Annotated in this window: 13 protein-coding genes; 9 read left to right on the top strand and 4 right to left on the bottom strand. The window is 59.8% G+C overall.

Features of this window, described 5'->3' with window-relative positions:
- Window positions 1-31 precede the first annotated feature (31 nt).
- From hpf to secA, 3 genes are all read left to right on the top strand, one after another.
- Window positions 32-727: a ribosome hibernation-promoting factor, HPF/YfiA family gene (hpf, locus tag AS189_RS07070; RefSeq protein WP_062286917.1), complete on the top strand. Its 696-nt coding sequence runs from the start codon at window positions 32-34 to the stop codon at window positions 725-727.
- Window positions 728-786: 59 nt separating this feature from the next.
- On the top strand, window positions 787-2,013 hold the full coding sequence (locus AS189_RS07075; protein WP_062286919.1) for a winged helix-turn-helix domain-containing protein: 1,227 nt from the start codon (window positions 787-789) through the stop codon (window positions 2,011-2,013).
- Between the two features lie 76 nt (window positions 2,014-2,089).
- Window positions 2,090-4,879, top strand: a complete 2,790-nt coding sequence (gene secA, locus AS189_RS07080) for a preprotein translocase subunit SecA (RefSeq protein WP_062286921.1) — start codon at window positions 2,090-2,092, stop codon at window positions 4,877-4,879.
- Between the two features lie 88 nt (window positions 4,880-4,967).
- Here secA and AS189_RS19815 read toward each other — a convergent pair whose 3' ends face one another.
- Together AS189_RS19815 and AS189_RS07090 are read right to left on the bottom strand one after the other, a co-directional pair.
- Window positions 4,968-5,660, bottom strand: coding sequence for an Rv3235 family protein (locus AS189_RS19815; protein ID WP_129587180.1), 693 nt, complete (start codon window positions 5,658-5,660; stop codon window positions 4,968-4,970).
- 90 nt (window positions 5,661-5,750) lie between these two features.
- The gene (locus AS189_RS07090) at window positions 5,751-6,533 is read right to left on the bottom strand and encodes a LysM peptidoglycan-binding domain-containing protein (RefSeq protein ID WP_129587181.1); all 783 of its coding nucleotides are present in this window, start codon (window positions 6,531-6,533) and stop codon (window positions 5,751-5,753) included.
- A gap of 164 nt (window positions 6,534-6,697) precedes the next feature.
- Here AS189_RS07090 and AS189_RS07095 point away from each other — a divergent pair, with 164 nt between their 5' ends.
- Window positions 6,698-7,273 carry a hypothetical protein gene (locus AS189_RS07095; protein ID WP_062286927.1) on the top strand — a complete coding sequence of 192 codons (576 nt, stop codon included), beginning with the start codon at window positions 6,698-6,700 and terminating at the stop codon, window positions 7,271-7,273.
- A gap of 57 nt (window positions 7,274-7,330) precedes the next feature.
- Here the strand turns inward: AS189_RS07095 and AS189_RS07100 are convergent, their stop codons facing one another.
- The gene (locus AS189_RS07100; RefSeq protein ID WP_062286929.1) at window positions 7,331-7,549 is read right to left on the bottom strand and encodes a helix-turn-helix domain-containing protein; all 219 of its coding nucleotides are present in this window, start codon (window positions 7,547-7,549) and stop codon (window positions 7,331-7,333) included.
- 196 nt (window positions 7,550-7,745) lie between these two features.
- Between AS189_RS07100 and AS189_RS07105 the strand changes: the two genes are divergently transcribed.
- The 4 genes from AS189_RS07105 to AS189_RS07120 all read left to right on the top strand — a co-directional run bounded on the left by AS189_RS07105 (window position 7,746) and on the right by AS189_RS07120 (window position 16,948).
- Entirely contained in the window at window positions 7,746-8,387 is a 642-nt protein-coding gene (locus AS189_RS07105) for a hypothetical protein (protein ID WP_062286931.1), read from the top strand.
- Entirely contained in the window at window positions 8,384-10,426 is a 2,043-nt protein-coding gene (locus AS189_RS07110; protein WP_129587182.1) for an AAA family ATPase, read from the top strand. Before AS189_RS07105 ends, AS189_RS07110 begins: the two co-directional genes overlap by 4 nt.
- A 69-nt stretch (window positions 10,427-10,495) precedes the next feature.
- Window positions 10,496-15,367, top strand: coding sequence for an NAD-glutamate dehydrogenase (locus tag AS189_RS07115; protein WP_062286937.1), 4,872 nt, complete (start codon window positions 10,496-10,498; stop codon window positions 15,365-15,367).
- Between the two features lie 102 nt (window positions 15,368-15,469).
- A complete protein-coding gene (locus tag AS189_RS07120; RefSeq protein WP_062286938.1) occupies window positions 15,470-16,948 on the top strand; it encodes a sensor histidine kinase in 1,479 nt (492 codons plus the stop codon).
- Window positions 16,949-17,058: 110 nt separating this feature from the next.
- On the opposite strand, the gene AS189_RS07125 is transcribed toward AS189_RS07120, so the two are convergent.
- Window positions 17,059-17,307: a WhiB family transcriptional regulator gene (locus AS189_RS07125; protein WP_038469266.1), complete on the bottom strand. Its 249-nt coding sequence runs from the start codon at window positions 17,305-17,307 to the stop codon at window positions 17,059-17,061.
- Between the two features lie 231 nt (window positions 17,308-17,538).
- Between AS189_RS07125 and AS189_RS07130 the strand changes: the two genes are divergently transcribed.
- Window positions 17,539-18,036, top strand: a complete 498-nt coding sequence (locus AS189_RS07130) for a hypothetical protein (RefSeq protein ID WP_129587183.1) — start codon at window positions 17,539-17,541, stop codon at window positions 18,034-18,036.
- The last annotated feature ends 65 nt before the right edge of the window (window positions 18,037-18,101 follow it).

An 18,101-nucleotide genomic window follows, 5' to 3' on the forward strand; every position in this document is an offset into this window, starting at 1 on the left:
GCCGTGTCACCGAAGATATTTGGAGGGCACCATGGAGTTCATGATCACCGGTCGCAACTTGAGTGTTTCGGACCGATTCCGCGAATATGCAGGCGAAAAGCTCACGAAGATCGAACAGCTGGCAACTAAGGTTCAGCGTGTCGATGTGAAGGTTTCCAAGGAGAGCAAGGCCCGCACAGCAGACACCCCTCTCACGGTTGAGTTGACGGTTGTCGGTCGAGGTCCTGTCATCCGCGCGGAAGCTGCCGCATCGGACAAGTTCGCTGCTTTTGATCTGGCTTACGGAAAGCTGCTTGAGCGTCTCCGCCGTGCCAAGGACAAGAAGAAGGTCCACCACGGACGGCACGCCCCCGTCGCAGTCAACGAAGCCACTGGTTCATTGCCAACCGTCAGCAGCTCTGAGCCGATTTACGCCCAGACCACACCTGAGGTTGTCGAAGAGAAGTCACCCTACGACATCGAAAACGACATCCCTGCCGGCGATTCACCTGTGCTGATCCGGCGCAAGGTCTTCCCACCCACAGCATTGTCACTCGATGACGCTGTGGACAACATGGAAATGGTGGGACACGATTTCTACCTTTTCATCGATGCAGCAACCGGCATCCCCTCGGTTGTCTACCGTCGCAAGGGCTGGACCTACGGAGTCATCTCACTGGATGAAAACGCAGATGCAGCCGAGGAAATTTCCGCCTACCGCTCAGCGGATGAGCCAGCCCGCGTCTAAGCGACTCTGGCATTACCAGCCCGCAAACAGGCCCACGAACGTCCTAGGAAGCAGTGCAGATGAATGCCAGCCTGAGCCTGTCCCAGGCCCGGCGCATTGCATTGAAGGCTCAAGGACTTTCAACAGTTCGGCCCACCCAACCCGTCACAGCGCGGAGGGTGGGCCGGACTTTTGCTCAAATACAGCTCGTGCAGATCGACTCCGTCAACGTGCTTTCACGCAGCCACTACCTACCGTTCTTTTCTCGGTTGGGACCCTACGATCACGCACTTGTTGATGGACTGGCGGGGAGACCGCCACGCAAACTCATGGAGTATTGGGCCCACGAGGCAAGCTTCATTCAGCCATCACAATTTCATGACCTGCGGCTATGGCAACACAGGAGCTGGGTGGGCTCAGCTGGCATGGAGACGGCTCTCCGCGATGAACTGGAAGGGCGCATCCTCGCCGTCTTGACAGGAGACTTGGCCCTGACTGCTCGTGAGATCAAGGAACGCGTTGGGCACGAGGAAGTCGCAGACCGCAGCCACTGGGGATGGAACTGGAACGCTGTCAAACGAACCCTCGAAGGTCTCTTTGAGCGGGGAATCGTCGGTGCTGCTTCACGGAACGAAACGTTTGAGCGCCGCTACGCGCTGATTGAGAAGATTTTGCCTCCCGCGGATCAGGGATTGTTTGTGCCGGGGGAGAAGATGGCGGCCGCCGACAAGGAAGAAGCCATGATTCGTCTGGTTTCAGCGGCGGCCAGGGCGCACGGCATTGGGACCACCAGATGCTTTGCGGACTACTTCCGGTTGCCCGTCAACGCCGTGACACAGGCCGTCCGCTACCTCGTGGACTCCGGAGAATTGGAACAGGTCGCCGTCAACGGGTGGGATGCGGTGACGTACCTGCACGCCGCGGCAACAATACCGCGTAAGGCTGTCGCCAGTGCGCTGCTGAGCCCTTTCGATTCACTGGTCTTTGAACGGCGCAGGCTCGAAAAACTCTTCGATTTCCACTACCGGATAGAGATCTACACTCCCCAACAGCAACGAAAATATGGATATTACGTGTTGCCGTTTCTGCTGGGCGAGAACATCGTGGCGCGGGTGGATTTGAAAGCCGACAGGCAATCCGGCGTCCTCGTCGTCCGTGGTGCCTTTGCCGAAGCCGGCGCGCCCAAAGAAACCGCTATTCATTTGGCCACTGAGCTTGAAGCGATGGCCCTGTGGCTGGGGCTGGGGAGCGTAGCCGTTCATGATCATGGTGACCTCTCAGGGAGCCTGCAGGCAGCACTGCCATAATTGGCGGTGCGCTGTGCGTCTTCTCACGTAGACTGAACACGCCACTTTTAGGCAGCAATAGATTGGGAGCAATTTCGTGCCATCACTTCTTGAGCGAGTTCTTCGCACAGGCGATCGCAAGACGCTTAAACGACTCAATGTCCTCGCGGACGCCATTGACTCGCTGGAGGATTCTTTCCAGACCTTCACCGACGCTGAGCTGCGCGAGGAAACAGATAAACTCAAGCTCCGTCACGAAGACGGGGAATCGCTCGATGATCTGCTGCCGGAAGCTTTCGCCGCCGTGCGTGAAGCGTCTTCGCGCACACTGGGCCTGCGCCACTTCCGCGTCCAGCTCATGGGTGGTGCCGCGCTTCACCTTGGCAACATTGCCGAAATGAAGACTGGTGAAGGTAAAACCCTGGTGGCCACGGCCCCGGCATACCTGAACTCGCTTACCGGCAAGGGCGTCCACGTGGTCACGGTGAACGACTACCTGGCGCAGTACCAATCGGACCTCATGGGACGTGTCTTCCGCTTCTTGGGCCAGAGCAGCGGTTGTATTGTCGCCAATCAGGACCCTTCGGTCCGGCGGGCTCAGTATGCTGCCGACATCACGTACGGCACCAACAACGAGTTTGGCTTTGACTACCTGCGCGACAACATGGCGTGGAGCCAGGACGAATTGGTCCAGCGCGGCCATAACTTCGCCATCGTCGATGAAGTTGACTCGATCCTGATCGATGAAGCCCGAACCCCATTGATCATTTCCGGTCCTGCATCAGGCGATGCCAACCGCTGGTACGGGGAGTTCGCCAAGGTAGTTCAGCGTCTCAAGATTGAAGATGACTACGAGGTCGACGAGAAAAAGCGCACCGTAGGTGTTCTCGAGGGTGGCATTGAAAAGGTAGAGGACTACCTGGGCATCACCAACTTGTACGAGTCCGCAAACACGCCTTTGATCGGCTTCTTGAACAATGCCATCAAGGCCAAGGAACTCTTTAAGCGAGACAAGGACTACGTCATCATGGATGGCGAAGTCCTGATTGTCGATGAGCACACCGGCCGTATCTTGGCCGGCCGTCGCTACAACGAAGGCATGCACCAGGCCATTGAGGCCAAGGAAGGTGTGGAGATCAAGGCAGAGAACCAGACGCTGGCCACAGTGACATTGCAGAACTACTTCCGCCTGTATGGCAAACTCTCCGGCATGACCGGTACAGCCGAGACCGAGGCGTCCGAATTCATGGGCACCTACTCGCTGGGTGTTGTACCGATCCCCACCAACAAGCCGATGCTGCGTGTTGACCAGTCTGACTTGGTCTACAAGAACGAGGTTGTAAAGTTCGACGCCGTCGTGGCTGACATTGCCGAGCGTCACGAAACCGGTCAGCCGGTTTTGGTCGGTACCACCAGCGTTGAGAAGAGCGAATACCTCTCCAAGAAGCTGGCAGAGGCTGGCGTCAAACACGAGGTGTTGAACGCCAAGAACCACGCGCGTGAAGCAGCGATCGTGGCCCAAGCTGGCCGCCGCGGCGCCGTCACCGTGGCCACCAACATGGCTGGCCGCGGGACTGACATCATGCTCGGCGGAAACGCTGAATTCAACGCCGTGGCTGAATTGAAGGCACGCGGGCTGGATCCTGAAGAAAATGCCGAAGAATACGAGGCAGCCTGGGACGAGGCGTTTGAAGAAGCCAAGCTTGCCGTCAAGGATGAGCATGAGGCCGTTCTGGAAGCCGGTGGCCTTTATGTTTTGGGTACCGAGCGCCACGAATCCCGACGCATCGACAACCAGCTGCGAGGCCGTTCAGGCCGTCAGGGTGACCCGGGAGAATCCCGCTTCTACCTGTCACTGACGGATGATTTGATGCGCCTGTTCAACTCCGGTGCAGCCGAACGCCTCATGTCACGTTCCTCCATGCCCGACGACGTGGCGCTGGAATCCAAGCTGGTTTCGAAGGCTATTGCTTCGGCACAGGGTCAGGTCGAAGGCCGCAATGCCGAGCAGCGCAAGAACGTCTTGAAGTACGACGACGTTCTCAACCGTCAGCGTGAAGCCATCTACGGTGACCGCCGTCGAATCTTGGAAGGTGGAGACCTGCATGAGAAGGTCCAGCACTTCCTCGAAGACACTGTCAACGAGATCATTGATGCTTCTCTGAGCAGCGGACACGCAGGCGAGTACGATTTCAGCACGCTCTGGAGCAACCTGCGCACCATCTACCCCGTCACCGTGAGCGTGGATGAAATTGCTCAAGAAGTGGGCGGTGAAGGCCGAATTACTGCTGAACAGCTCAAGACCGAGCTGCTCTCGGATGCTCGTGTTGCCTACCAGGAGCGTGAAGCTGCCCTTGGTTCAGAAACCATGCGTGAGCTCGAACGCCGTGTTGTCCTTTCCGTAGTGGGCCGCAAGTGGCAAGAACACCTCTACGAGATGGATTACCTCAAGGAAGGCATCGGCCTGCGGGCCATGGCTCAGCGTGACCCCCTCGTGGAGTACCAGCGCGAAGGCTACGAGATGTTCCAGTCCATGATGGCCTCCATCCGCGAGGAAAGCATCGGCTTCCTGTTCAACTTGGAAGTTCAGGTTGAAAACGCTCCGGCAGCAGCCGTTGGTATTGTTGCGGATGCTCCGGTCAACCTGATGAAGCGCGTTGACGGTGGCGTTGAAGCAGGCGAGCACGTTCACGAACATGAGCATGTTGCCCCGCGTATCACGGCTCCTGGGCTGGAAGCTCCGGCTCGTCCGGCGCAGCTTCAGTTCACTGCCCCAGATGCACAAGGTGACGCGGAAACGCATGTTGAGCGTCGCAGCACCGGCGGTCTGCCGCCGTCGGCCAAGCGCCCGGCCAACAAGACCAAGACTAAGAAGAAGAAGCGCTGATCCTCAGTCAGTGAAAGTGCCGCCGTCTGGCGGAATGGCCGCAGAACATGTTCTCCGGTGGTTCCGCAAGACGGCGGCACTTTTTTGCTCATCCGATCCGCAAGGCGGTGACCTTCCACATGCCCTTGGATAATTCGAGACGCATGGCGATGGCTCTGAACCTGGTCTTATCGGCAACAATTACTGCCGTCTCAAAGACTCCCGGGGTGACTGCGAAGCAGTGAACTGAGTGCACCCGAGGTTGCCGATACAGGAGATGGACGTTCTCGATTTGCCCTTCTGGGCTGCGCCGGCGAGCTTGTGCCCGGCAGGCCCGTGCATGCAGCCGGGCCCTGGTGGTCAGGGCACTCAGACACCGGGCATCGAGCCAGCGGGCAAGTTGTTGAACTGAACGGACGCCGTTGAGAATCTCCAGAGCACTCTGGGCGACCTTGCAAGACATATTGCTCACCACAGCACGTTCGGCCTGTTCCGGATCCAAGCTATGGACGGTACCGAGAGTGCCAGAAGCGCAAGTTGTGTTGCGTGCTTGTGGGCGAGAGGCTCGGGTGCCCGGTGTCCCTCTGGCACCCGCTGTCGCTGTGCTGCCAGCCATGAGACTACGAGCGGCCATGCTCGTGCCCCGAGTGATGCGCCTGGGCTTTCGAGGCTGTGGACCAAGATCGAAGAGATTCACCACGTTATCCGGGGATGGTCCCGACTGCCCGCCCGGGGCGGGGACATTCCTTACGACCAGCAAGGTAGCTGGTGCGGCGGTTTCAGAGATAGCTGCTGTACTCACGGTGTGCTCCTTTGCACTGGGCTGGTGCTGGCCGGGACTGTGGTTGAGCGCCACAGTGCCAGTTCAGCCCGATTGTTAGTGTTCGTGGTGTCAGTAACTGCCCGGCGCATGGAGGACTTGGCCGGGGAGAATCAGGTTCGGATCTGTTCCAATCGTGGAGCGGTTGGCGTTGTACCACTGAGGCCACGCCAGAGCCACATCGACGTCTGAGGAGTATGGCCCCAATGACTCGGCAACAATTCCCCACAAGGTATCGCCCCTTTTGACCACCACATCGCCAGTCTCGGTGGCAGACGAAGCGGAACCACCTTGCCCGGCAGTGCCTGCATCGTTCCTGGGCGGCTGGCGGATCAACAAATCTGGTTCAACGTCAGGGGTATTCGGGATCCACAAGGGGTTCACTGGCTGGGTTGAAACTGGTGGTAACGGATCCTTGACCGGTGTGGTGGTGGCGCCAGGGGTGGCTGGGGCGGTCGATACAGTCTGTGCCTGCCAGAGCGGATCCACTCCGGGTGCTTCAGCGGCACTGGCCAGCGGCGCCGTCAGGAGATGAATGCCGAGGACCGCAGCCACCACTCGACGCATGAAAGCGGGGGAGCACCCTGCCGTAACAGCAGAAAAGCGGTGGGCGCCGAGCCTGTGCGCCATGGCTGACACGAAGGCGCAACATAGTGCGAAGCACCACCAGCAGAGCAAAGCAACGCCGATGCCTGCACCGGCAACGCCCACTAGTTCGGGCAAGCCTAGGGAGGGGGCTACTGCGTGACCGCCCCACTGCAGCCGCAGCAGTGAGAAGCCACTGAAGACTAGTGCTGCTCCGAGGAAAACGATGGCCGCCGTCATCGCGAGGTCGGCCCGTGCTTGCGATTTCACGATCATTCTCCTTTGGGCTTCTTTAGCCTTATTTGATGCCGTTTGACATCATTAGGATTGATTTACTTCATTTTGACCCTTAAGCGTCGCGGTGTCCATAGTCCTTGATGAGTTTGTGGATAGACGGGGTTGACTGACCAGCGGGCTCGGCTTAGCGTGACCGCATGCGGTGGGAACTACTTTTTGGCGATCTGGAAGCCCAGTGGCATGCCTCGACACAGCAGGATTTTGAGGCGCATATCAACGAACTGGCCCGTATTGAAGCCGCCCAATTAACTTTTGCGCAGACCTTGCGTGGTGCCACCGGGCACCAGTTATCGGTGGTGATGTGCACCGGGACGGCCTATCACGGCGAGGTGCTCAGAGTCGAAGGAGAATGGGCACTGCTGCGCGAAGGGAATCGCTCGGTCATCGTGCCGCTGGCCAAAGTGGTCCGGGTGCACGGGCTGGGATTGGCCCGGCGGCAGTCATCGACAAAGGTCATCTACTCACTGGCCGCGGCCCTGCGGGTGCTGGCTCGGAACCGTTCGTCCATTGTTCTCGAGGTCGATGTCGCCAACCAAGCTGGTTCGAGCGCCACGCATGTCCGGGGAGTCCTGGACCAGGTGGGTGCGGATTATGTCCAACTCATGCAATTGGCCGACGGCGTGGGCCGGGACCTCGGTAACCGGCAAGGCTCAGTGGTGGTCCCGATGGGACGGCTCGTGAGCATTGCCTCCTCGCCCGAGAATGAGTTCTGACTCGGAGCAGCTAAACACCAAGGGCCTGTGTCCGCTATCGGCTGGAGCGCGTGTCCGCTACTGGGTTGAGGTGGTGTTTTCGGCCGCCAACATGGTCCGGGCCGCGGCGTGCCGATCATCAATGAACGCCTCGAACTTGGCTTCATCCACACGCCATTGCCCGCGCCCTCCTATTTGGAAGGCGGGTAGTTCTCCGCTGTGCACCAACGCGTAGCAGGCGGCGGCCGAAATCTGCAGCTGTTCGGCCACATCGGCCAAAGTGAGGAATCTGGGCATGTACTCATTATCCCCCTGTTGTTCCCTTTTGACGAGCTTGGATAGCTTTATCCACAACATGGCATCGCTTGGAGTTGTCCACAGATTTCGCCATTTTCGCTAGAAGGCCTTTCAACCGGGGTCGATCGGCGGTACAAAGGGTAGACGGCAGCGCGGTTCGCATGGCTGCCAGCAGGTTCCTGAAGGGGGCGGAGCTATGGCGATCCAGACGCCGGGCCAAGCACCACGGTTGAGTAAACCGTCGTGGAAGGACCCACGCCTGCTCATAGGCATCCTGCTGGTCTTGGCGTCAGTGGCGGGCGTGGTGGCGCTGGTGGGCAACGCAGCTACAACAGTGCCCATGTATGCGGCCAAGGAAACGCTCGTGGTGGGCCAGAGCATAACCGAAGATTCCTTCACGATCGTTCAGGTCCAGCTCGGCGAGGTGGAGCGCGAATACCTGAATCCAGCTGATGAACTGGGCGCGAACGCCGTCGCCATTCGCATGGTGCCCAAAGGTGAGTTGGTCTCCCGCACCAGCATTGGCAAGGTGGACGCCCTGGACCGCAAACCTGCTCCGGTCACCATCAGCGAACCGCTTCCCAAGGAAGTAGTGGTGGGCGCCTACGTCGATGTCTGGGTCGCGTTGCCGGACGACCGCAACGGCTTTGCTGAACCGGTTCTGATGCTGCCCGGAGCCGAGGTTGCTGCGGTGAATACCGCCCCCGGCTCTCTGGGCTCCACGAAAAACATGGCACTCATGGTGCTCGTGACGGACGTGCAAATGCCCAAGTTTCTGGGTGCCGTGGCCAATAAGGCGAAAGTATCCGTCGTGTGGAACCCCGGAGCCGCACCGTGAATGAAGCATCCAAGAATGAAGCCTCCAAGAATGAAAAACTGAACGCTGTCACAGTCATTGCCGTGGGTGATACGTCCGGAGGCGTGATTGCGGAACTGGGCAAGATCCACGGCAGCGTCAGAATTGTGCGCCGCTGCCCCGAACTCGCCGAACTGTTGGCGGCCTGCCAAAATGGGCTCGCACAAGCAGCTGTTGTAGCCGAAGGTGCCGGGATATTGAGCGCGACATTGGTGGACCGGCTGGCCGCCGTGGGCGTCACGGTAATTGCCGTCGCCGCCACGCCCGAAGAAGCTCAGCGCCTACGTAGTTTGGGCGCCTCGCCTGTGACGGAACAGGTCACACCGGAGCGGCTGGGGCAGGTAGTCATCGCCGCAGTGCAGTCTCGCCGGCAATTGGACGCGGCTGGCTACGCCGTCCCCACTCTGCCCACCGGCGGCGCCGTGCCGGTATTGAATCCATTCCAGGACAAGGACAAGGACAAAGACAAGGACGACGACGCGTCCCCGGTTCCCGCCGATACCGGCAGCACTGTTGGTTCGACCGCAGCAGACGTGCGCTCCATGGGAGCTGGTGATGGGCCCGCTCATCTCTCTCGCAGGGCAGCGCGTGGGGCCAAACGGTTGGCCGCCAAGAATATGCCGCCAAAAGCGCAGTCAGAAAAGGGCCGGCAAGCTTCGCGTTCGCCCTCAGATGATGAAAGGCCCGAGATGCTCGGTGCGGACGCGCTGACCACAGACCCCGGAGCTCTAGGCAAAGTGGTTCCCAGCAGGGTAGTTCCGGGCGGTGCTGATCCGACCATGCCAGATCATGCTATTTCGGCTGCGGAAGAGCCTGTGGGTGGCGGTTTTGCCGATCCGGCTGGCTCAGTCCATGATCGCTCGGCCAGCCTGTGGGGGAGGATGCGCCAACGCTTCCAGCACGATGACAAGAACCACGGCCAGCCCGATGACACGAACCCCCGCCTACCCGGTGCCAAGAACTCCACCGAGTCAGGCGGACGGTCCCATGGCCCAGCTGGTAGCCAGACCCACGGCAGAACTACCCAGAAAGCGCATGGCCAAAGCACTGGCGAGGGTTCCGGTAAGAGCACCTCACAGACGCCTGCACGCAGAGTACCCAGCACAGCGACTGAGCCTGCTTCCAGACCTGTGTCCAGACCTGCCGCACAGCCACCCACCACCGTCCGCCCCGAAAGGAGTACGTTGGTGGCGCTTTGGGGTCCTATCGGATCACCCGGGCGCACTACCGTGGCCATTAATCTGGCGGCGGAACACGCCGCGGCTGGCATGAGCGTCATGGTGATTGACGCCGACAGCTACGGCGCCAGCATTGCCGCAGCGCTGGGTCTGCTTGAGGAATCGGCGTCCTTCGCTCAGGCCTGCAGGGTGGCAGATCAGGGAGCACTCTCGGCGGCACAATTTTCGGCCATCGCCACGAAGGTGGTGTTTTCAGGTGGAACATTTTCGCTTTTGACGGGCCTGACTCGGCCTGATCGCTGGCCGGAGTTGCGGGCAGCCGCCGTGCTCCGAGTGCTGAAACTGGCACGGGAATCAGCCCAGCTGGTGGTGGTCGATTGTGGCTTCTCGCTCGAAAACGACGAGGAGCTCAGCTACGACACCGTAGCCCCACGGCGCAACGGCGCAACGTTGACTGTCCTGGCGGAAGCGGACATCATTTATGCGGTGGGCAGCGGGGACCCGGTCGGTATTCCGCGGCTGATTCGGGGCATGCAGGAACTTGAGCAGGCTTGTCCGGGAGCCCACGTGGAAGTAGTGGTGAACAAGGTTCGCCACAAGGCCGCCGGACGAGCCCCGGAGAAAGCTCTGGCACAGGCTTGGGAACGTTTTGGTCCGGCACAACCCATCAGTCATTTCTTGCCGTGGGACCCGGATCTGAGTGACAAGGCACTGTTGGAAGGGCGGCTGCTGCTGGAGATCGCACCGGAAGCGCCGCTGCGCAAGGGCATCCGCGGGATCCATTGTGCAGCTGTCCAACAAAATGCTGAAATTGCTGTATCAAGCGCCACAGCAAAGCCCTAGGATCGGGGCTAGGCTCATGTCAGGACTGCAAAGAAGCGGTCTTATTCTCTTTGACGGAGGCGCTAATTCATGTCATCGCACACATCCAACCCCGATCCTGTGCAGGAGCACCCACAGTTCGGCGGTCAGTCATTCTTTGATGACTACTTTGTGCAACTGTCCACGGAGGATTCCTCCCTCTACGACCCGGCCGTACTCCGTGCCCGTGCCCTAGCCCACCAGCAGGTGGCGGCCATCCGGACCCCCGGACAGGCCACGGTGGACATTCGCGACGAACGCGATGCCAGTGTTGTTTACATCGTCTCCGATGACATGCCCTTTTTGGTTGACTCCGTCAGCGCGGAACTGGTCCGCCAGAAGCTTGCTATCCACTTGGTCACCCACCCCGTATTTGTGGTCTCCAGGGAGAAGAGTTCCCACGCCCTGAGCGCGGTCACCAAGGTCCCCTCGCACGCCGGCATTGCTAGCGGGGACACCTCGGCCATGCCCAACATCGCCCACTTGCTCGGCGACGGAGTGAACACTTCCTCCCTTGAGTCGTGGATCGCCATTGAAATCCCCAAGATCAACGACGAGGCCAAGTTAGCGTTGTACGCAGGCCTCGCTAAGGTGCTCGCCAATGTTCGGGCCTCCGTTGAGGACTGGCCCGCCATGCGAGAGAAGGCCCTGAGCCGGGCCGAAATCTTGGCCACCGTGCTAGCCGGGGAAGACCTCATTGACCTGCGCGAAGCCGAAGACCTGCTGCACTGGATGGAAGCGGACAACTTCACTTTTCTGGGCTACCGCGAATACGATCTCGAAAAGCGCGACGGCGAGGACGTTCTGGTTAACCGTGAAGGCAGCGGTCTGGGCTTGCTCCGAGACGGCTCCAGCCACCCCACGGTGCAGCACCTGACCACCACCGGTCAACGCAAGGCCCGTGAAAAGCGCGTCTTGGTCATCACCAAGGCCAACTCACGTTCCACTGTGCACAGAGGCGCTTACCTTGACTACATTGGCGTCAAGTCTTTCGATTCCCAGGGCAACGTCAATGGCGAACAGCGCTTCATCGGCTTGTTCTCCTCGGCCGTCTACACCGGTTCCGTGCGCAATATTCCCGTAGTCCGGGAAAAGGTCGAAGCCGTGCTGCGCCATTTCGGCTTCCCGCCCAACTCGCACTCCGGCAAGGACCTCTTTGCGGTATTGGAAACCTACCCGCGCGACGAGCTGTTCCAGATGGAAGTTTCAGACCTCATCGAGATCTCCGAAGGAATCCTACGGTTGGCCGAACGCCGTCGTACGCGGTTGTTCCTGCGCCCGGATATCTACGGCCGTTTCATGTCCGCGTTGGTATATATTCCGCGAGATCGGTACACCACCGCGGTGCGTCACCGGATCGAAGAAGAGCTCATGAGCACCTTCAGCGGCGTCTCCATCGATTTTGAGGCGCGCATGAGTGAATCGGCGCTGGCCAGGTTGTTCTTCCGTATCCGCCTGCCCAAGGCCTACCTGGTCCCGGCCGATCTGCAGACTGCTGAGTTGGAGCAGCGGTTGGTGCGCGCGGCGCGGTCCTGGCCCGAAGGTATTTCTCAGGTGCTTCGCGAAACTCAGTCGCGTGAGGCCTCAGATCGACTGGTCGCTAAGTGGTCAAACGCGTTCCCGGGCAGCTACCGAGTTGACTTCGAGGTGGAGGACGCGCTGGCCGACATCGCCCGTTTTGAGCGTTTTGATGCCGACTACAAGGCTGTCATAGCGGCCGGGAAGAGCCCGGAACAGTGCGCGCCTGGCATGCATGTTTATTTGCCTGCCGCCGGGGACGAGCTGGAAGAGGACGCGCGCGTCAAGCTGTATATGGCGCACCCGCAAAGCCTGAGCAAGATCCTGCCGTTCTTCCACAGTCTGGGGCTGGAGGTGCTTGATGAACGTCCGTTCGAAATTGCCACGGCCGACAAACGTGACTTCTTCCTCTATGACCTAGGCCTGAAGTACCCGGAGGGCGTTGACCCACTAGCGACGGCGGATCTGCTCACCGAGGCGTTTGGTGCAGCCATCACGGGGATGAGCGAATCAGATAACTTTGACCGTCTGGTGCTGACCGAGGGTATGCGCTCTCGCCAGATCATCATTCTGCGCGCCTATGCCAAGTACATGCGCCAAATGGGTAACACCAACTCCTTCGGATTCGTTGCCAACACGCTCTTGCAAAACGTTGCTGTGACCCGCGGGCTGGTGGAGCTGTTTGAGGCCCGCTTTGACCCGGCTGTTGCGGAGCAGGCGCGCCCCGCCCTGCAAGAAGAGATTCGCACTAAGCTCAACGCAGCTCTGGAAAGCGTGCCGACACTGGATGCCGACAGGATTCTGCGTACCTTCTCCAACCTGGTCGACGCCACGCTGCGCACCAACTTCTACCGCGAACGCGCGTACCTGAGCCTCAAACTGGATCCCTCAGCCATTGAGGGTTTGCCTGCCCCGAAACCCATGTTTGAAATTTGGGTGTACTCGCCTCGCGTGGAGGGCACGCACCTGCGCTTTGGCAAGGTGGCCCGTGGCGGGTTGCGCTGGTCGGATCGCCGTGAAGATTTCCGCACCGAAGTACTCGGTTTGGTCAAGGCGCAAACGGTCAAGAACGCCGTTATTGTGCCCACGGGCGCTAAGGGTGGCTTCTTCGCCAAGCAACTCCCCAACCCCGCCGTGGACCGCGGCGCTTGGATGGAAGAGGGCAGGGAGAGCTACAAGATGTTCATCCGCGGCCTGCTCGATGTCACAGACAACCTCGTCGCCACGGCGGAGGGTGAAGTGGTGGCACCACCGGAGAACGTGGTCCGCCACGACGGCGATGACACCTACTTGGTGGTGGCAGCAGATAAGGGCACCGCTTCCTTCTCTGACACGGCCAACGCCATCTCCGCAGAGTACGGGTTCTGGCTCGGTGACGCCTTCGCCTCGGGCGGGTCCGTGGGCTACGACCACAAGGTTATGGGCATCACAGCCCGTGGCGCGTGGGAGTCCGTCAAGCGCCACTTCAGTGAATTTGGCGTCGACACTCAGACCCAGGAATTCACGGCAGTGGGCGTGGGGGACATGTCCGGTGACGTGTTCGGCAATGGAATGCTGCGCACCCGCCATGTGAAGCTGGTGGCGGCCTTTGACCACCGGGATATTTTCCTAGACCCCAATCCTGATGCCGGGACCGCCTTCGACGAGCGCCAGCGCTTGTATGATCTGCCGAGATCCTCTTGGCAGGACTACAACAAGGAGCTCATCAGCGCCGGCGGTGGCGTGTACTCGCGATCACTGAAGTCCATCCCGATTTCCGCGGAAGTTGCCGCCGCTCTTGGCTTGCCAACGGGAACCGTGAAGCTCAGCCCGCCGGAACTCCTACGGGCAGTGCTGCTGGCACCCACCGATCTGCTCTACAACGGCGGTATTGGTACGTACATCAAGGCCAGCACCGAAAGCAACGCCTCGGTGGGTGACAAGGCCAACGATTCTATCCGTGTTGACGGTGCGGATCTGCGAGTAAAGATCATCGGCGAGGGTGGCAACCTGGGCATGACCCAGCACGGACGTGTGGAGGCGGCCCTGCACGGGGTCATCTTGAACACCGATGCCATTGACAACTCTGCTGGTGTGGATTGCTCCGACCATGAAGTGAATATCAAGATCTTCGTTGACCGGATGGTGGCTGCCGGAAAGCTGGACCCGGCGGAACGCACCGGTTTCCTCATGTCGATGACCGATGAAATTGGGCAACTGGTTCTCGAAGACAACATTGAGCAAAACATCCTGTTGCTCAACGATCGAGCGCATGTTGTCGACTGGAGCCCCAGTTACGAGCGTTTCATGGACTGGCTCGAAGAGCACGGAGATCTTGACCGTGAGCTCGAGGCACTGCCCAGCAACGCCGTGTTGCAGGAACGGCTGGCTTCCGGACAGGGCCTGACTTCTCCGGAACTCGCTGTCCTGTTGGCCTACGCCAAGATGGAGCTGGCCAAGGCACTGACCAATAGCGACCTTGCTGATGATCCGTGGTTCAAGTCAACGCTGCGCCGGTACTTCCCCACGGAGGTGGCTGCCCGCTTTGACGAGGAGCTGGACACGCATCCACTGCGCCGGGAGATCATTGCCACCGTTGTGGCCAACGACATGGTGAATCTGGGCGGCATCACCTTTGCCTTCCGTGCCATGGAAGAGTCTTCAGCCAGCGAAGTGGTAGTGGCCAAGGCCTTTGTTGCCTTGCATGAGATCTTTGACTTTGCCGCCATGAGCTCCATGCTGCGAGAACTGCCGCCCAGCTTCCCCACTGATCAGTGGAGCACCGTCCATCAGGACATGCGCCGCCTGCTGGACCGTGCCGTGCGCTGGCTGGTCAATGAAGGTATTGGCCAACAGAGCATTGCGGATGTGGTGGACCGCTTCAAGCCGGTAGTCAGCAGTCTGGCCCCCCACATCGGAGACTTCTTCCAGGGTGTGGATGTGGACCGTGTGGAGAATTGGTACAACCGTGCCACCTCCTTTGATATGCCGGTGGCGTTGGGCCGGCGCTGGGCGGAACTCTTTGAGACCTTCCCATTGTTGGACGTGGCCAAGGTCAGTGAGGCGCTGAGCGAACCACAGGACACTGTGGCCAGCGTTTACTACGCCATCTACGACCGCTACGGTGTGGACGCCTTGCTGGAACGCATCACTGCGTTGCCGCGTAATGACCGGTGGCAGGCTTTGGCCCGCGCCGCCTTGCGGGATGACCTCTACGCCACCACGGCAGACATGACGCGCAACGTCATGAGCAGCACCAGTCATGGCGACACCACCCTGGCTCGGATTGAAGCCTGGGAAGCGCAGAATGCGGAGCAGTTGCAACGGGCCATCAGGATGTTTGCCGAGGTCAACGAGCTTGAAGAGGATGATATGGCGTCATTGTCGGTAGCATTAAGGCTCTTGCGTTCAATTGTGCGGCGTTAATCGCTGGACTCTTATCTGTGCGGTTCTCACCTCACAGTTGCAGTAGCTAATGCGGTGCCCGCTGTTCGCAGCGGGCACCGCCCCCACGTATAAGGAGCCCACATGGCAATTTTTGCCGACATGATCAGGGAGAACCCCGGGTTGGGCCCGGGCGACGCCGAATGGCTGCACCTTCTAGTGGGGGACTGGCAGATGATTGCCGATCTATCCTTCGCAGACTTGGTCCTGTGGTTCCCCAGTCACACGGGCACCGGCCATGTGGCGCTAGCCCACGTACGGCCCTCCACCTCCCACACCATGTTCCACGCGGACTTTGTGGGCGAGCAAATCCAGCCGGAGCTTGAACCGCTGGTGCAGGCTGCGTGGAAGAGCCAAAACATTGAGCGCTCGCACGAAACCAAAATTTGGAGCCCGGAGATGGCCATGCGAGTTGAGGCCATTCCCATGGTCCGCAACGGCCGCACCCTGGCAGTGATCACTACACACATGGACTTGTCCAGCTCGCGGATGCCCTCCCGGCTGGAACTGACGTACCGCCAGTGCGCTTACGATCTGCTCAAAATGGGCACCTTGGGGCTGTGGCCCGATTTTGCCTCGCCCACCGGCTCCCGCCGCGGAGCTCCGCGCGTTGGCGACGGTCTGTTACGCCTGGACGTGGACGGCATTGTGCAATATGCCAGCCCCAACGGCGTCTCGGCATTCCGCCGGTTGGGCGACGGCGAATCCCTGGAAGGCCGTTCACTGGCCGAAGTCACCACGGGTCTGCTCAAGGATCGGCGCATGGTGGATGAATCGCTGCCGCTGGTGGTCACGGGGCGGATGCCGTGGCGCACCGAAATTGAATCCCGGGGCGTCAGCCTCTCCCTACGAGCCATCCCGCTGCGCGACGGCACCGAACGCTTTGGTGCTCTAGTGCTCTGCCGCGACGTCTCCGAGCTGCGGCGCAGGGAACAAGAGCTGGTGACCAAGGATGCCACCATCCGCGAGATCCACCACCGGGTGAAGAACAACCTGCAGACCGTGGCTGCCTTGCTGCGGATGCAGTCGCGCCGGATGCACAGCGAAGAAGGCAAACAGGGCTTGGAGCAGGCCATGCGTCGTGTGGCCACCATTGCTTTGGTGCATGAAACCTTGTCCCAGGGGTTGGCTCAGAACGTTGACTTTGACGAGCTGATTGACCGACAGTTCAGGCTTTCCGCAGAGGTGGCCTCGCCGTCTCAGCGCGTGCGGACCGAACGCGAAGGTGCCTTTGGTGAGCTACCCAGCGATTTCGCCACCCCGCTGGCACTGGTGATCAACGAGCTGGTGGCGAACGCCGTCGAACATGGCTTGCAGGACCGTGAAGGAACTGTGTGGCTGATTGCGGACCGGTACAAGAATAGTTCCGGCGACGATGCGCTGACAGTGAAAATAGCTGACGATGGCGTGGGGTTGCCCCAGGGGACCATTGCCGAGGGGCTCGGGTTGCAAATTGTGCGCACGCTGGTCACCAGCGAATTAGGCGGCACCATTGACTGGTCTCCGCGAGAGGGTGGCGGCACAGTGGTGGAGCTACAGATGGCACTCATCTCACGCCACTGAATCCAAACAGCAGCTGGTGCGATAAAAACACGCTCAGCGTCGCATGATCTGTTGCTTAAAAAACTGACCCCTAGCAATCAATGATTGCTAGGGGTCAGTTGGAGCTTTTGCTAGCTGGCTCGGCGGGCGCGAGCTGCGCGACGCTTCATGGCGCGACGCTCGTCCTCGCTCAAGCCACCCCAGACTCCTGCGTCCTGGCCGGATTCGATAGCCCACTTCAAGCAGGTGTCAATCACGGGGCAGCGACGGCAAACGCTCTTTGCTTCCTCGATCTGCAGCAAGGCTGGTCCGGTGTTCCCCACAGGGAAGAACAGTTCCGGGTCCTTGTCGAGGCAGGCTGCGCGACTACGCCAGTCCATGCTGATCACTTACTCCTTTTAGAACGGAGGCATCTTGTGAAAAATTTCACTTTAGGCCACATAAGAAAGGGCCCGTCTGGGCCCTTTTAGGTCATTGACTTAAGCGTGTCATGTTAACTCTGTGTAAACAAGAGGTTAGGGCCGAAATAATAGCTTATAAGCATGAGCGATGCGTCACAACGACTCTTTGCTTCACAGTTCGTCTGCAGCAATCTCCGATAAGGTTCTTTTGTGCGTAAAGATCCCCAAACCCCAGCCGAGCTGCCCATTCCTAATGGCCACAATGCGGTGGAAGCGGCCCCTGTCAAGGGTGATATAACCCGACCAGTGGGTGTCTATGTCATTGCCGTGGTGGTGGGACTAGAGGCGTTGGCGTTGGGGGTCATGGGCGTTTGGTCGGTGCTATCGCTACTGACACAGCCCAGCCACTCGGTCACCAGCGGTATTTTCCTGACAGTGCTTATTTTCGGGTTGGCTGCAGGCTTGGCCGGCGTGGCAGTCAACGCCTTCAAAGGTATGAGATGGACCCGATCGGCAGCGTTCGTCTGGCAATTGCTCATGATGGCCATTGGTGTTCCTGCCCTACTAGAAGGCCAAATTCCTTTGGGTCTGCTGCTCCTGCTGCCGCCGCTGGCTACTGCTTACTTCCTGTTCACGCCCAAGGTGGTGGACTTTTCGCTGCGCAAGGCCTCCGATGAATCTGGCGAATCGGATGGAAAACTGCTCTAGCGTGCCGGTTCTGGCATCACCGGCTATGGGCTCACCGGTTCTGGGCTCACCTTTTCGAGGTAGCT

Source organism: Arthrobacter alpinus, from assembly GCF_001445575.1.
Taxonomy (GTDB): Bacteria; Actinomycetota; Actinomycetes; order Actinomycetales; family Micrococcaceae; genus Specibacter; species Specibacter alpinus_C.

What these genes read in the sequence shown, in the direction of transcription:
- AS189_RS07100 (WP_062286929.1), bottom strand. Translation starts at nt 7,549, where the DNA reads ATGCCCAGATTCCTCACTTTGGCCGATGTGGCCGAACAGCTGCAGATT.
- AS189_RS07095 (WP_062286927.1), top strand. Translation starts at nt 6,698, where the DNA reads ATGCGGTGGGAACTACTTTTTGGCGATCTGGAAGCCCAGTGGCATGCC.
- AS189_RS07075 (WP_062286919.1), top strand. Translation starts at nt 787, where the DNA reads ATGAATGCCAGCCTGAGCCTGTCCCAGGCCCGGCGCATTGCATTGAAG.
- AS189_RS07105 (WP_062286931.1), top strand. Translation starts at nt 7,746, where the DNA reads ATGGCGATCCAGACGCCGGGCCAAGCACCACGGTTGAGTAAACCGTCG.
- AS189_RS07120 (WP_062286938.1), top strand. Translation starts at nt 15,470, where the DNA reads ATGGCAATTTTTGCCGACATGATCAGGGAGAACCCCGGGTTGGGCCCG.
- AS189_RS07125 (WP_038469266.1), bottom strand. Translation starts at nt 17,307, where the DNA reads ATGGACTGGCGTAGTCGCGCAGCCTGCCTCGACAAGGACCCGGAACTG.
- hpf (WP_062286917.1), top strand. Translation starts at nt 32, where the DNA reads ATGGAGTTCATGATCACCGGTCGCAACTTGAGTGTTTCGGACCGATTC.
- AS189_RS07115 (WP_062286937.1), top strand. Translation starts at nt 10,496, where the DNA reads ATGTCATCGCACACATCCAACCCCGATCCTGTGCAGGAGCACCCACAG.